The organism is Rudanella lutea DSM 19387 (assembly GCF_000383955.1).
Classification (GTDB): Bacteria; Bacteroidota; Bacteroidia; order Cytophagales; family Spirosomataceae; genus Rudanella; species Rudanella lutea.
Map to the genome: position 1 here is coordinate 2,023,597 of NZ_KB913013.1, position 13,368 is coordinate 2,036,964.

Annotated in this window: 15 protein-coding genes; 11 read left to right on the top strand and 4 right to left on the bottom strand. The window is 56.3% G+C overall.

Annotated features, from left to right (window positions below):
- Nucleotides 1-19: 19 nt before the first annotated feature.
- On the top strand, nucleotides 20-628 hold the full coding sequence (locus tag RUDLU_RS0108360) for a YceI family protein (protein ID WP_019987918.1): 609 nt from the start codon (nucleotides 20-22) through the stop codon (nucleotides 626-628).
- Between the two features lie 99 nt (nucleotides 629-727).
- Nucleotides 728-2,260 carry a S8 family peptidase gene (locus RUDLU_RS0108365; protein ID WP_019987919.1) on the top strand — a complete coding sequence of 511 codons (1,533 nt, stop codon included), beginning with the start codon at nucleotides 728-730 and terminating at the stop codon, nucleotides 2,258-2,260.
- 78 nt (nucleotides 2,261-2,338) lie between these two features.
- Here RUDLU_RS0108365 and RUDLU_RS0108370 read toward each other — a convergent pair whose 3' ends face one another.
- Both RUDLU_RS0108370 and dnaN read right to left on the bottom strand, forming a co-directional pair.
- Entirely contained in the window at nucleotides 2,339-3,610 is a 1,272-nt protein-coding gene (locus RUDLU_RS0108370; RefSeq protein ID WP_044130105.1) for a TCR/Tet family MFS transporter, read from the bottom strand.
- A gap of 93 nt (nucleotides 3,611-3,703) precedes the next feature.
- Nucleotides 3,704-4,825, bottom strand: coding sequence for a DNA polymerase III subunit beta (dnaN, locus tag RUDLU_RS0108375; protein ID WP_027302885.1), 1,122 nt, complete (start codon nucleotides 4,823-4,825; stop codon nucleotides 3,704-3,706).
- A 261-nt stretch (nucleotides 4,826-5,086) separates the two neighbouring features.
- Between dnaN and RUDLU_RS27150 the strand changes: the two genes are divergently transcribed.
- From RUDLU_RS27150 to RUDLU_RS0108410, 7 genes are all read left to right on the top strand, one after another.
- Nucleotides 5,087-5,440: an S-adenosylmethionine decarboxylase family protein gene (locus RUDLU_RS27150; RefSeq protein WP_019987922.1), complete on the top strand. Its 354-nt coding sequence runs from the start codon at nucleotides 5,087-5,089 to the stop codon at nucleotides 5,438-5,440.
- The gene (locus RUDLU_RS0108385) at nucleotides 5,437-6,750 is read left to right on the top strand and encodes a DUF4178 domain-containing protein (RefSeq protein WP_019987923.1); all 1,314 of its coding nucleotides are present in this window, start codon (nucleotides 5,437-5,439) and stop codon (nucleotides 6,748-6,750) included. The genes RUDLU_RS27150 and RUDLU_RS0108385 overlap by 4 nt, the downstream gene beginning before the upstream one ends.
- 14 nt (nucleotides 6,751-6,764) lie before the next feature.
- A complete protein-coding gene (locus RUDLU_RS0108390; RefSeq protein WP_019987924.1) occupies nucleotides 6,765-6,968 on the top strand; it encodes a hypothetical protein in 204 nt (67 codons plus the stop codon).
- Nucleotides 6,969-7,121: 153 nt separating this feature from the next.
- Nucleotides 7,122-7,328 carry a DUF350 domain-containing protein gene (locus tag RUDLU_RS0108395; RefSeq protein WP_019987925.1) on the top strand — a complete coding sequence of 69 codons (207 nt, stop codon included), beginning with the start codon at nucleotides 7,122-7,124 and terminating at the stop codon, nucleotides 7,326-7,328.
- The gene (locus RUDLU_RS0108400) at nucleotides 7,321-8,928 is read left to right on the top strand and encodes a polyamine aminopropyltransferase (RefSeq protein WP_019987926.1); all 1,608 of its coding nucleotides are present in this window, start codon (nucleotides 7,321-7,323) and stop codon (nucleotides 8,926-8,928) included. Before RUDLU_RS0108395 ends, RUDLU_RS0108400 begins: the two co-directional genes overlap by 8 nt.
- Nucleotides 8,925-10,568 (top strand): FAD-dependent oxidoreductase, encoded by a 1,644-nt coding sequence (locus tag RUDLU_RS0108405; protein WP_245581642.1) that lies wholly within the window; start codon nucleotides 8,925-8,927, stop codon nucleotides 10,566-10,568. Before RUDLU_RS0108400 ends, RUDLU_RS0108405 begins: the two co-directional genes overlap by 4 nt.
- Before the next feature lie 11 nt (nucleotides 10,569-10,579).
- Nucleotides 10,580-11,614 (top strand): hypothetical protein, encoded by a 1,035-nt coding sequence (locus RUDLU_RS0108410; RefSeq protein WP_019987928.1) that lies wholly within the window; start codon nucleotides 10,580-10,582, stop codon nucleotides 11,612-11,614.
- Between the two features lie 122 nt (nucleotides 11,615-11,736).
- On the opposite strand, the gene RUDLU_RS0108415 is transcribed toward RUDLU_RS0108410, so the two are convergent.
- Nucleotides 11,737-12,063: a GNAT family N-acetyltransferase gene (locus tag RUDLU_RS0108415; RefSeq protein ID WP_019987929.1), complete on the bottom strand. Its 327-nt coding sequence runs from the start codon at nucleotides 12,061-12,063 to the stop codon at nucleotides 11,737-11,739.
- 69 nt (nucleotides 12,064-12,132) lie between these two features.
- On the opposite strand from RUDLU_RS0108415, the gene RUDLU_RS0108420 reads away from it, so the two are divergent.
- On the top strand, nucleotides 12,133-12,618 hold the full coding sequence (locus tag RUDLU_RS0108420) for a (2Fe-2S)-binding protein (RefSeq protein WP_019987930.1): 486 nt from the start codon (nucleotides 12,133-12,135) through the stop codon (nucleotides 12,616-12,618).
- A gap of 3 nt (nucleotides 12,619-12,621) precedes the next feature.
- Nucleotides 12,622-13,116, top strand: coding sequence for a nuclear transport factor 2 family protein (locus RUDLU_RS27155; protein ID WP_083940540.1), 495 nt, complete (start codon nucleotides 12,622-12,624; stop codon nucleotides 13,114-13,116).
- 8 nt (nucleotides 13,117-13,124) lie between these two features.
- Here the strand turns inward: RUDLU_RS27155 and RUDLU_RS29650 are convergent, their stop codons facing one another.
- Nucleotides 13,125-13,289, bottom strand: coding sequence for a hypothetical protein (locus RUDLU_RS29650; RefSeq protein WP_019987932.1), 165 nt, complete (start codon nucleotides 13,287-13,289; stop codon nucleotides 13,125-13,127).
- Nucleotides 13,290-13,368: the final 79 nt, after the last annotated feature.

Consider the following 13,368-nt stretch of genomic DNA (forward strand, 5'->3'; position numbering starts at 1 on the left):
ACCTGTAATCAACTCAGTCATGAACCTCTCTCAAACCGGCAGAGCCCTGCTCCTGTCAGGCGGTTTTCTTGCGCTCTTTAGTTTCGTTTCGCCCGATACCCCAACCCGGCCAACCAGCACTGAAGGCGCGCACCACGTCGCCAAACGCAAACTGATGGCCGACAAAAAAGCGTCGACAATCACCTACGCCATGCGGCACCCCATGCATACCTGGGAGGGCGTTTGCCGCGATGTAAACGGCGCAATTGTGTACGACGATGAATCGAAAAAGGTGGAAACCGTGGCCATTGTGGCCAAGGTGGCCTCGTTCGACAGTCAGAACGCCAACCGCGACTCGCACGCCATCGAAGTACTGGAGGGCATTAAGTACCCCAACGTGACCTTTGCCAGTCAACAGGTTCAGGACGACGGCTCGGGCAAACTGACCGTAACCGGTAGGCTCACCTTTCATGGCGTCACCAGAGCGGTGACGGTACCCGTTGTCCGGAAAGAAAGCGGAGGTGTGACGGTGTACGAAGGTTCATTCGTAACCAAGCTCACCGATCACCAGATTGAGAAGCCCAGCCTGATGATGGTGCCCGTAGAAGATGAGCTAAAGATCAAATTTTCGCTGGCGTTTCGGATGTAGATACATAAGAAATCGAACATTTGTCTAACCAGAAAACAAAAATTAATTTGATTAATACCATAGTTCTGTATTTTGGTGGCCTAACTCTTTCCTTTGGTTATGCACAACAAACTTTACGGAACTGCGCTGCTGGTAGCGCTCATGGCACAGAGTTGCCAGGTAAATACCGACATTCAGACGGCCCCGGCCACCCTTCGGACCAACACCGAAATTGACGCTTTCATCCGAACAACGCTGCAACAGAAAGGTGATTTCCGGTGGGCAATGGCATCCGACGAACTGGTTTGGAGCGCCCTGCGGCAGTCCGACGGGGTAGTGTCGGTGGGCTACAAACCCGCCGGTTTATCGGCAGATTTACGAGAGACCATCCACACGATCGACATTCAGGATGGTCCCTGGCAACAAGCCCGGCAGCAACTGCTCGATCTGGTGCTGCGAACTGAGCAGCAAACCGACCCAACTCTGAAAGCAACTGATCTGGTGGCGTTTTCAGAAGAAACTCTGCCCGTACTCGATCTGCGAGTGAAACGTCTGGAGACTATTCAGCAGCTGCGAGCGTCGGGGCTGGTACGGTATGTGGAGCCGATGGGCTATCAGCCCGGCCAAAGCGACACCCGTGCCAAAACGGCTTCGAGTAGCGGATGTGGTTCCAACATTGCCGATATTCCCCTCACCGAAGGGGCCGACTATACAACCCTCACCCCAGGCACCAAGTCGCCCTGGAACCACCCCTACCACGGCATCCGCGACGCCTGGAGCCGGAGCACCGGAGCAGGCACCAAAATTTTGCTTATCGATACCGGTATCAGCGACACTCAGGACAATCTCGGCAGTGCGTTCAACCAGGGAAGTTCAACCGGGCGCACCATCGAAAAACGGGTTACGCTGCCCAAAGCCTGGTTCTGGTCGTCGGCCGAAACGCCTGCCGATGGCTGTGGTCATGGCACCGCGATGGCGGGGGCTATGCTAGCGCCACGCGGTACCGACGGTGCCGCCATGGGTGTTGCTTACAATGCCAGTCTGGTGAGCGTTCGGGCCGCTACCGATGTTTTTCTGGACGAATCGCGCGAGATGAAGGGCGTTGCCGATGCATACATTCTGGCCGGTAACCGCGACGACATCAAAATCACGAGTATGTCGCTGGGTACCATTCTGTATAACTCACAGGTGGCCGACGCCATTCGGTACGCTTTCAACAAAGGGAAGCTCATGTTTTGCGCGGGAGGTACCTCGTTTGGCTGGTCGGCGGGCTGGACAGGGGTCATCTTCCCCGCCAGCATGTCAGAAGTTCAGGCGATTACGGGCATTCAGGACAACCTGACCCGACGCTGCGAAACCTGCCACGAGGGAGCCGAAATTGACTTTGTGGTGGTCATGGAAAAAGCCGCCAATGGTCGGCACATCCCGACTCTGGCTATGAGTGGCAACCCACCCTCAACGGTAGGAGGCTCATCGGTCGCTACGGCCACCACGGCGGGCATGGCGGCCTTGGTTTGGTCGCAAAACCCAACCGCGACCCGCACCCAGGTTCTGGACCGCCTGACCCGGTCGGCCAGCAACTACCCCAACCGAAGCAGCAATTTTGGCTGGGGCCGCATCAACGTCAATGCCGCCCTTACGGCCTTAAACTAAGTGAATGAACCATGTAAAATGCATAATGAAGTGACTGGCTGTGAGTAGGTCATTCAATTATGCATTTTACATTGTTCATTATACATTCAATTCAGTCTGAGTACTTACCAGTTTGGGCTTACGAAAACCGCGCCAGGCCAGCACGGCACTTATCACGGTCAGCACGGCGCTGAGCACGTACGGGGCACCCGGAAAATACACCGGCGCGCCCGTACTGGTGAAGTACGAAAACAGATTGGTCATAATAACCGGCCCAAAAATGGACGTGGTGCTGGCCAGGCTTGTCAGGGCACCCTGCACTTCGCCCTGTTCATTGGCGGGCACCTGCGTCGATATAATGCCTTGAATGGATGGTCCGGCAATGCCGCCGAGGGCGTAAACCCCCATGAACGCAAACATCATCCAGCTCTGACTGGCCAGGGCGAAAAGCGCAAAGCCTACGGCCGAAAATAGCAAACCCACATACACCGACCGCTGTTGCCCCAATTTCGGGATAATAATCCGGGTAAGGCCACCCTGTACAATGGCAAAGCACAAGCCGATCATCGCCAGCGACCAGCCAACAATTTCCTCGTCCCAGCCAAACTTTTCCATGGTGTAAAATGTCCAGGTGCCCTGTACCGAAAAGCCAGCAATGTAGATGAGCACGAGCGAGGCTACCAGACCCAGAATAACCGGGTAATGACACAGCCGGAGCAGAGAGCCTACGGGGTTGGCCCGTCGCCAGTCGAACGGACGGCGGTTTTCGGGAGCGAGCGATTCGGGCAAGACAAACAGACCGTACAGGAAATTGACAAACGAGAGACCAGCAGCCACAAAAAACGGCGTTCGCGGGCCAAACTGCGCCAGCGTACCACCCAGGGCGGGACCAAGAATAAAGCCAACGCCAAACGCGGCCCCTACAAGCCCAAAGTTCTGCGCCCGTTTTTCGGGGGTACTGATGTCGGCAATGTACGCACTCGCTGTAGTAAAGCTGGCCCCGGTAACGCCCGCCAGTAAACGCCCCAGAAAGAGCCACTCGATACTGGGAGCAAATCCCGTCAGAACGTAGTCGAGCCCGAACCCAAACAGGGAGAACAACAGCACCGGTCGGCGGCCGTACCGGTCGCTGAGCCCACCCAGTACGGGGGCAAACATAAACTGCATACCAGCGTACGCAAACGTCAGCCAGCCACCGTACCGGGCCGCCTGGCTCAAATCGCCCTGTATGAGTTGCTCAATCAGCTTAGGCACCACCGGAATAATGATACCTAACCCCGTCACGTCGATCAGAAGGGTGATAAAAATAAACGCGAGAGCCGGGCCACGCTTGGCCGGGCCAGAGGTTACCTGGGTAGATTGAGTCGACATAAGAAAGGAATGCGAAATGATGAATGGGCTGGTGCGCAGTAGTTTATCTGGCGCCAGCCCATTCATCATTTCGCATTATGCATTACGCATTAGTTAAGCGTACGTATTCAGCATCACTGGCATCACCAGCATCAGCAGTTCTTCGTTTTCTTCTTTATCGGCCGGAATGATAAGACCCGCCCGGTTGGGAGCCGACATTTCGAGCGAAATCATCTTGGCGTTCAGGTTACCGAGCATCTCTACGAGCAACTTGGCATTGAAACCAATCTCCATCGGCACCCCTTCGTAATCGCACAAAAGAATCTCGTTGGCCTCGTTCGAGTAGTCGAGGTCTTCGGCCGAAATGGTAAGCTTGTTGTCTTTCAGCGACAGCCGAATCTGGTGCGTTGTGCGGTTGGCGTAGATCATAATCCGCTTGAGCGAATTGAGCAGATCGGTACGGCCAATCGTCATGACGTTCGTGTTATTAGTCGGGATGGCGTTTTCGTAGTCCGGGAAACGCTCATCGATCAGGCGGCAGATCAGCTGCGTAGAGCTAAACGAGAACGATGCGTTGGCCTGGCTGAACTCAGCCCGTACATCGACCCCCTCGGGCAACGACGCTTTGAGGAGCTGGAGGGCTTTCCGGGGCACGATAAGCGACGTATTGGCCGAGCCCGAAATGTCGGTCCGGCGGTACCGGATCAGGCGGTGCCCGTCGGTAGCCACAAACGTAGCCTTATCGTCGCTCAGGTTCAGGTACACCCCCGTCATGGCCGGGCGCAGATCGTCGGTGCTGGTGGCAAAAACGGTATTGTTGATCGCATCGAGCAGGGCATCGGACGACAATTCGACCGACAGATTTTTGTTAACCGCCGGGATTTTGGGGAAATCAATCGGGTTTTCGCCGGAGAGTTTGTAACGGCCGTTATCCGTCAGAATCTGGGTACCAAATGTCTCGGTGTCGATCTGGAACGTGACGGGTTGCTCGGGGAGGCTCCGCAACGTGTCGAGCAACAACTTGGCCGGAATCGCAATCGCCCCATTCTCCGTCGCATCAACCGGGATTTGGGTGGTCATGGTCGTCTGGAGATCTGAAGCCGTAACGGTCAGTGTCCCGTCCTCGATTTTAAAGAGGAAATTCTCTAAAATGGGCACAATAGGGTTCGACGCGACAACCCCGTTTATATTGGAAAGATTCTTAAGCAGAACCGAGGAGGAGACAATAAATTTCATAAGGCCTGTGTCTATTACAATAGAGCAAAACTAAAAAAAAAGGCGGTACTTTCTATGCCGTACAGGGCATAAGTTTACCAGAATCCTGCCGAGTGAACATCCACCCAACCGAAGCTTTGGGTATGTGCCTACACAAAAATAGAGCCAAAAACCCATTCATTTGACCTTCAAACCATTCAGACAAAAACCCATTTGTAAACGCGCCTAAAACGGATAGTTTTGTCGGGCTGACCATCAGCCAGATACCGTTGGTCAGAACCCATGACTACCTACACCCCCGGCCTGCATATACTGGCCACATTTACGGCTCCACAAACGCACCTGACCGACCCCGACGGTTGCCGGGCCCTGTTCGACGCGCTCATCGACGAGCTGGGCCTCGCCAAAGTAGGCGAAACCTACCATGCTTTCCCGAATGGCGGGTTTACGGCCGTCGTTTGCCTTACCGAATCGCACGTATCGATTCATACCTGGCCTGAATTCGGCGTGGCCACTTTTGACGTGTTTTTGTCTAACTTTCAGCGCAATAACGAGGCCAAGGTGCGGCTGTTCTACGCGCGTACGCTGGGCCATTTCGACGCTACCGAACAAACCCGCCACGAACTGACCCGATGACCGACGCTCTCCCCTCCGACTCACAGCCCGCATCGGCAACGCTTCAGTGCCCGCACTGCAAACACACCATTACGTACTATGACGTAACGGGTAGTTCATTTTATGGTTGCCCTAATTGCCAAACCTTTTTCAAATACGAAACCGAAAGCCTGCCCCGGCGTCTGACGCAGTTCGATAATCAAACTAAGCCGGTACTGCCGGTTGGCACAGAGGGCTTTATGGAGGGGCAATTTCATCGGGTGGTGGGCTACATGCACCGAAAAGAACGGGGCAAGCCTTATAACTGGGTCGAGTACGTGCTTTTCCGGGCCGATGGCGTGTACACCCAACTGGCCGAGTACGAAGGGCATTGGACATACATTGTACCCACCAAAGCCAAATACAACGAGTACGGCAAAGGGGGCAACGCCTACTACGTCGATACCGAAGAACGGCAATACCGGCTCTACAACCGCTACGAACCCCAGACCCTGCTGGCCATCGGTGAGTTTGACTGGAACGTGCTCGACGACGACCGGATGCGCGTGTCGGAGTACATCAACCCGCCCTACACCCTTGTGGCCGAAGTGGCCGCTACCCGCACCGATTGGTACAAGGGCATCTATAAAACCCGGCAGGAGATCGCCAACGCCTTTGGCCTAAGCCCCTCCGACCTCCCCAAACCACAAGGGACAGGTGCCGCCCAGCCCGCCATCAGCCCCGAAAAATGGCAGGGGGTATTATCATTTACGGGCGTAGCACTGGTTATTTTGTTCAGCCTGCAACTTCTGCTGACGATTGTAAAACCCCGTCAGTTTGTGCTCGATACCACCTACAGCACCGAGCTCGATACCGGCGCTACCAACGTGAGCAACGGCCTGTTCAAGCCGGTCATCTCGCCTTCGTTTAGCATCAACGGCCCGGCGGCCCTCGAAATTCGGGTGTCGGCCGACATCGACAATCAATGGGTAGAGTTGCCGATGAGCTTAGTGAACGAGCAAACGGGCCAATCGTACGAGTTTACCAAGGTGCTGGAGTATTATCACGGCGTAGATGGGGGCGAAAGCTGGTCGGAGGGTGGGGCCGTCGACGAAGCCGAACTGTCGCGGATTCCGTCGGGGCGGTACCACCTGAACCTCTACCCTATCTCACAGGGGAAACCAAGCGTGCGGGGCTCGCTCCGGGTGACCCAAAACCCAACGATTTTCAGTAACCTGCTGATTCTGTTGACACTCCTGCTTATTTATCCAATTTATCTCTTGTTCAAAAAGCAGATTCTGGAAAGTAACCGCTGGCAAAACAGCGACTTTGCGGATGAAGGAACCGAATAAACCCACCTACTCCCATGCTCAAAAACCTTTCGACTATCAAGGTCTATGTTTTCCTGATTGCGCTTTTGCTCGGCGGATTCGCCTGGGCGGGCCTGACAGGTACCTGGCTCATCGGCGACGACCTCGACAGTGTCGAGAAACGTGACGACAAGCAGGGTTTTCACCGATCGGTGGGGCGCGGCTACCGGGGAGGTCGCAGCGGGTTTTATCATAAATAAGGAGAAGGGAGGAAAGGGAGGAAGGAGAAAAGAGAAGCTTATTGGCAATCGCCTGTTGTTCGTTGTTCATTCTTCATTATCCATTGTTCACTGCTCGTTGTTCACTGTTCGTTGTTCGTTGATACCTGTTCATTGTTTTAACTCTCCAATTGTATGGAATACAAATACATCATTGCTTCGATTGTTTACTCGCTGGTGGGTATCGTGATTCTGGTCATTTGCTTCGTGACTATTGAAAAAATTGCCCCGGAAAACCTCTGGAAAAAGATTGTCGATGAGCAAAACGTGGCACTGGCTATTCTGGCGGCTGCGTTTATGATTGCCCTGTCGATCATTATCAGTTCGGCTATTCATGGCTGACGAACCCACCGACCCGTTGGCGGCCCCTGCCACCGGCACCCTGACCGACCGGAAATCGCACCGGCCTGAAGGCGAATCGCTCAATTCGTTTCAGGTTCTGCTGCTCCTGTCGGTGTTTGTGATTGCCACCTGCGGACTTATTTACGAACTCATTGCGGGTACCCTCGCCAGTTATCTTCTGGGCGATTCGGTCACGCAGTTTTCGACCATCATCGGGGCCTATCTATTTGCTATGGGTATCGGCTCGTGGCTATCGAAATACCTCGACGGTGATTTGCTGCGCTGGTTTATCCGAATCGAAATTCTGGTGGGCATCGTCGGCGGGTTTAGCGCCCCGCTGTTGTTTGTGCTGTTCGAATACGTGGCCTCGTTCCGGGTGGTGCTGTACGGGCTGGTGGGCCTCACGGGTATTCTGGTGGGGCTCGAAATTCCGTTGCTGATGCGGATTCTGGAGCATCAGCTTTCGTTTAAAGATCTGGTGTCGCGGGTGTTCACCGTCGATTACATTGGGGCCTTGCTGGCGTCGGTTATTTTTCCGCTGGTGCTGGTGCCGCAGCTTGGTCTTATTCGCACGGCCCTGTTTTTTGGCCTGCTCAATGTACTGGTGGCCGCTTTTGTCCTGTACAAATTCCCGCAAACGCGCCCCTACCGCACAGCGCAGGGCGTGCTGATTGGCTTCACGATACTGGGCCTGCTCGCGGGCTTTGCCCTGGCCGAACGAGTGATGACCTACACCGAAAGTGTGGCCTTGCAGGACAAGGTGATCTATAGCCAATCAACACCGTACCAGCGCATTGTACTCACCAGCAACGCCCGCGAAATGCGCCTGTACCTCAACGGCAATCTTCAGTTCAGCTCGGCCGACGAGTACCGCTATCACGAGGCTCTGGTGCACCCGGCCATGCAGGCCAACCCGCGCGCCCGGCGGGTGCTGGTGCTGGGTGGGGGCGACGGACTCGCCGTACGGGAGTTGCTCAAATACCCGGCTCTGCGGACCATTCGGCTGGTTGATCTGGACCCCGGCATGACGCAACTGTTCCGGCAGAACGAACTCCTGCTGAAGCTAAATAAGCGGTCGTTGCTGTCGTCCAAGGTCGACGTGGTCAATGCCGATGCCTACACCTGGATTCGGCAGGACACCGCCCGTTACGATGTGGTGGTGGTCGATTTCCCCGATCCCTCCAACTACTCCATTGGCAAGCTGTACAGCACCGCTTTCTACCGCGAACTCGACCGGGTACTGGCACCGGGGGGTGTCGTGGTGGTGCAATCGACCTCGCCCTACGTGGCCCGGCGGGCGTTCTGGTGCATTGCCCATACGCTGCAAGCGGTGGGCCTGCGTACCTTCCCCTACCACGTGCACGTGCCGTCTTTTGGCGAGTGGGGCTACGTGCTGGCTGGCCGCACGACCGAGCGCACTGGCTGGCCCGAGCCCAACCGGCTGAACCTCCCCACCGGTCTGCGGTACGTAAGCCCACTCACCCTGCGCGACATGACCACCTTTGCCCCCGACATGGCCGAGGTGACGACCGAGGTCAACCGACTCAACAATCAGGCTTTGGTGCAGTATTTTGAAGACGAATGGAGCGCCGTACCATGAAAGCAACCCGCCGAACCTTTCTGACCCAAACCGCCCTTGGCGTAGCCGCTCTGGCCACGGCTCCGCTACTGCCGGGTTGCCGCACAGCGCAGGCCATACCCGGCCGAAACCTGGGGCCAAACCACCAGGCAGGGCACTGGTTGCGGGGGCCTTTGCCCACCCTGGCGCATACCGCCCCGGCCGAAACGCTTTCGGCAGAAGTAGTGATTGTGGGTGGGGGCATTGCCGGCCTGTCGGCACGGCGGTGGCTGGCCAAAGCTGGCATGACGGATGTACTGCTGCTCGAACTGGAAGAAAAAACGGGCGGCAACTCAACGTCGGGCCAAAACAGCGTGTCGGCCTACCCGTGGGGTGCGCATTATCTGCCCATTCCAGACATCCGCAACCGCGAACTGCTCGACTTTCTGGCGGAGGCCGGGAGCATCACCGGATACAACGAAGCCGGGCTCCCTATCTACAACGAATACCACCTTTGTCACGACCCCGAAGAGCGCCTGTTTATCAACGGGCATTGGCAGGAGGGGCTGGTACCCGAAATTGGTGTCCCCACCCCCGACCGTGACCAGATTCGGCGGTTCTTTGCCGAGATCGAGACCCTCCGGCAAGCTGTGGGCACCGACGGCCGCGACGCCTTCGCCATTCCGCTCGACCGCTCATCGGCCGATGCCCGTTTTCGGAACCTGGATAAGCAATCATTTGCCGATTACCTAACCCAGAAAGGGTTTACCTCACCTTACCTGCGCTGGTACCTGAACTACTGCTGTCAGGACGATTACGGTATTACGCTCGATCAAACGTCTGCCTGGGCGGGGCTGCATTATTTCGCCGGGCGCAAAGGGCGGGCTGCCAACGCGCCGGGCTCGGCCGTGATGACCTGGCCCGAAGGCAACGCGTTTCTGGCCGACCGGTTGCGGCAACAGGCCGAAACACCCACCCGCACCAACACCCTGGTTTTTTCGCTCGAACAAACCGAAACGGGGGTTCGGGTGCTGGCCCGCGACCTTGGCCGCAACCAAACCGTAGCCATCAACGCTCAAACGGCTATTTTGGCTACGCCCGCATTCATCGCCCGTCGACTGCTGGGCAAAGCGGCACCGGCTGCCGCACCCCAACCGTTGGCCCATACGCCCTGGGTGGTTGCCAACCTCACCGTCGATGCGTTGCCGCAGGGGCCTGGTGTACCCCTCTGCTGGGACAACGTGGTGTACGGCAACGATTCGGTCGGTTATATTTCGGCCAACCACCAGCACCTGCACGATAGCCCGCAGCGGGTAATCACGTACTACAAGCCCCTTACGAGTCATACGCCCACCCAGGTTGCCAACGCCCGACAGCGCGCCTACGGCACCACCCGCGACCAATGGATCACCGAAATTCTGACCGAACTCGAAACCGCTCACCCCAGCATTAGTCAGCACGTGCAGGAAATCGATATTTGGGTGTGGGGTCACGGCATGGCCGCCCCGTCGGTGGGGGCACTCTGGCATAGTGATCGTACGGCGCAACACCAATCCGTTGGCCACTCTATTTACGTTGCCCACACCGACTACAGTGGTATATCCATTTTTGAGGAAGCCTTTTACGGGGGTATCCGGGCCGCCGAAGCCCTGCTGGCTAACCGACAACCGGGTTCGCTTTAACCGCTACCGCCGTGACACAACCCTGGATCAAGTCGCCCCGATTCGACGGCCTGTTTATTCTGCTGCCCCCATTTGCGGCATTGGCAGTGGTGCTGTTGTTGCCCGAACGCTTCCGCAGTACCGATGAGATGCCCGTGATTGCCTGGGTGAGTCTGGTACTGCTGATCGACGTGGCTCATGTGTACAGTACCCTCTTTCGGACGTACTTTGACCCGGCCCGGTTTCGGCCCCGGCGCCGGTTATTTCTAACCATTCCGCTGCTGTGCTACGCCGTGGGCGTTGGGTTGTACAGCCTCGATGCCGGGTGGTTCTGGCGCGTGTTGGCGTATCTGGCGGTGTTTCATTTTGTGCGTCAGCAGTACGGGTTTCTACGACTCTATGCCCGCACCGAAACCGCGCCCCGCCCCTATCGCCAACTCGATACCGTAGTCATTTACACGGCCACGCTCTACCCGCTGCTTTGGTGGCACCTGACGCCCGGCCGCCATTTCAATTGGTTTGTCGATGGTGATTTCTGGCAGACGGCATCCCCACAAACGGGCATTCGCACGGTTCTGACGGCACTTTATGTCGGGTTGCTGCTATTGTATGTGGCCAAAGAGGTACGGCTGTACCAGACCCGGCGGTGGATCAATTGGCCCCGCAATCTGCTGGTGGCGGGCACAGTGCTATCGTGGTACGCCGGTATTGTACTCTTCAATGGCGATGTGGCCTTTACCATGCTCAACGTAGTGGCCCACGGCATCCCGTACATCGCCCTGATTTGGGCTACCTCCCGGCCCAGCCGGGGCGTGTGGGCCTCGCTGCTGCGTTCGTACGGAATCGTATTTTTTCTGAGCGTACTGGTTCTGTTGGCCTATCTGGAAGAAGGCCTTTGGGATGGGCTTGTCTGGCACGAACACCCTTCGGTATTCGGTTTGTTTGGGCAACTCCCTCCCGTTCAGACCGATGTCTGGCTTGCCTGGCTGGTGCCTCTGCTGTCGCTCCCCCAATCGACCCACTACGTACTCGACGGCTTTATCTGGCGCAACCGACCCGGAGGCTGAAGGAATGGGTTTACTCCTGCATACTGGACACCAGACGTTAAACATTAGACTTACTACCATTCTGTAGAAAGTCTAATGTCTAATGTCCAATATCTAATGTCCGAATGTCCAGTACTGACGTTTTACTCCTCCCCTCCGCCGAAACTACTGGCCGGGTACGTTTTCGAGACAATCCGGTTCCATTCGGGATGGCGCTTGATGTAAGCCGCCACAAACGGGCATAGCGGCACAATGTGCAGATTGTTACGCTCGGCATACTCAAGCGTGCCCAGCACCAGCCGGGAGCCAATGCCTTTTCCCTCCAGTTCGGGATGTACTTCGGTATGGGTGAGAGCCATCGTCTCATCGTCGACCATCTGGTATTCCACTATAGACAGGTGCCCGTCGGTGTCTAATTCGAACCGATGACGATGGGTATTCTGCTTGACAACAGTCGATGCTTCGTTCATGATGAAATAGTTTTTTGCTTCAAAACGGCATTTTTGCAAACTTTACGCAACAGAAAACAGCACAATCCAATGGCTACTATCGCGCTTACGATCAACGGCAAAAAGCATTCGCTCAACGTCGACCCCCAAATGCCCCTGCTTTGGGCGATTCGCGACGTAGTGGGCCTCAAAGGTACTAAGTTTGGCTGCGGTATGGCCCAGTGCGGCTCCTGTACGGTTCACCTCAACGGCGCACCGATTCGGTCGTGCGTAACGCCCGTGTCGGCGGTGGCCAACAAGAAAATTACCACCATCGAGGGCATCGGCACCGAAACCAACCTCCACCCGGTTCAGCAAGCCTGGATCGACGAGCAGGTGCCTCAGTGCGGCTACTGCCAGTCGGGCCAGATTATGACCGCTGTGGCTCTGCTCAACAGCAAACCCAAACCAACCGATGCCGACATCGACGCGGCCATGCAGGGTAACCTATGTCGCTGCGGCACCTATGCCCGGATTCGGAAAGCCATTCACCGAGCTGCCGAGTCGGACAAACCGACAGCCACTACGGGCAAATAAGGCATGATTTCAGGGATACGGTCCTGGGGATACCAAGCGGGCGAAACCTCTCTCGCTCGTACTCTATTGCGCGGCCTGCTTGTTTTCCTGTCTCTGTTGCCACTGCCGGGTTTAGCCCAGACAAAAGTGGAAGAGCAGATTCGGCAATTAACTAAGCAACGTTTCGACGCGCAGGTCCGGCGCGACACCGTTTTTCTGGAAAAGGTGCTCGCCACCGATTTGGTGTATCATCACCCCGACGGTGTTTCGGAGTCGAAACGTGATTTTATCCACAGCGTCGCGCTGCCACGCATTCGGTACACCGCTATCGAGGTCGAAGATGCCACCGTGCGCGTGTACCGCACCACAGCCGTGGTAACAGGCAAGGCTCGCCTGATTCTGCTCCAAAAAGACCAACCAACGCCGGTTTATGTGCTTTACACCGACGTGTACGTAAAAGGCCGCTGGCTCTGGCAGTTGGTGAGTTCATCGCTCACCCCCGTACCGACAACGCCCTGACCTCCTCGTTATTCGGCGGGGCTATCGGCACCGTCGGCTTCGGTCGGACTCATGTAGGGAGCCTGTTCCTCGGCACCGTCGGCCGTAGCCTGTTCGCCCTGCGCCATTAGTTGTACCACGCCCTGATTATCATCGTCGGCGGGGTTGTAAGGGTTGTTCTGATTTGTTTCCATACCCACACAACACGTTTACTCAATAAGGGTTTGGCCAATATGAGCGAACGCCTTTTTTGGTTATCTTGCCCAACCGTTT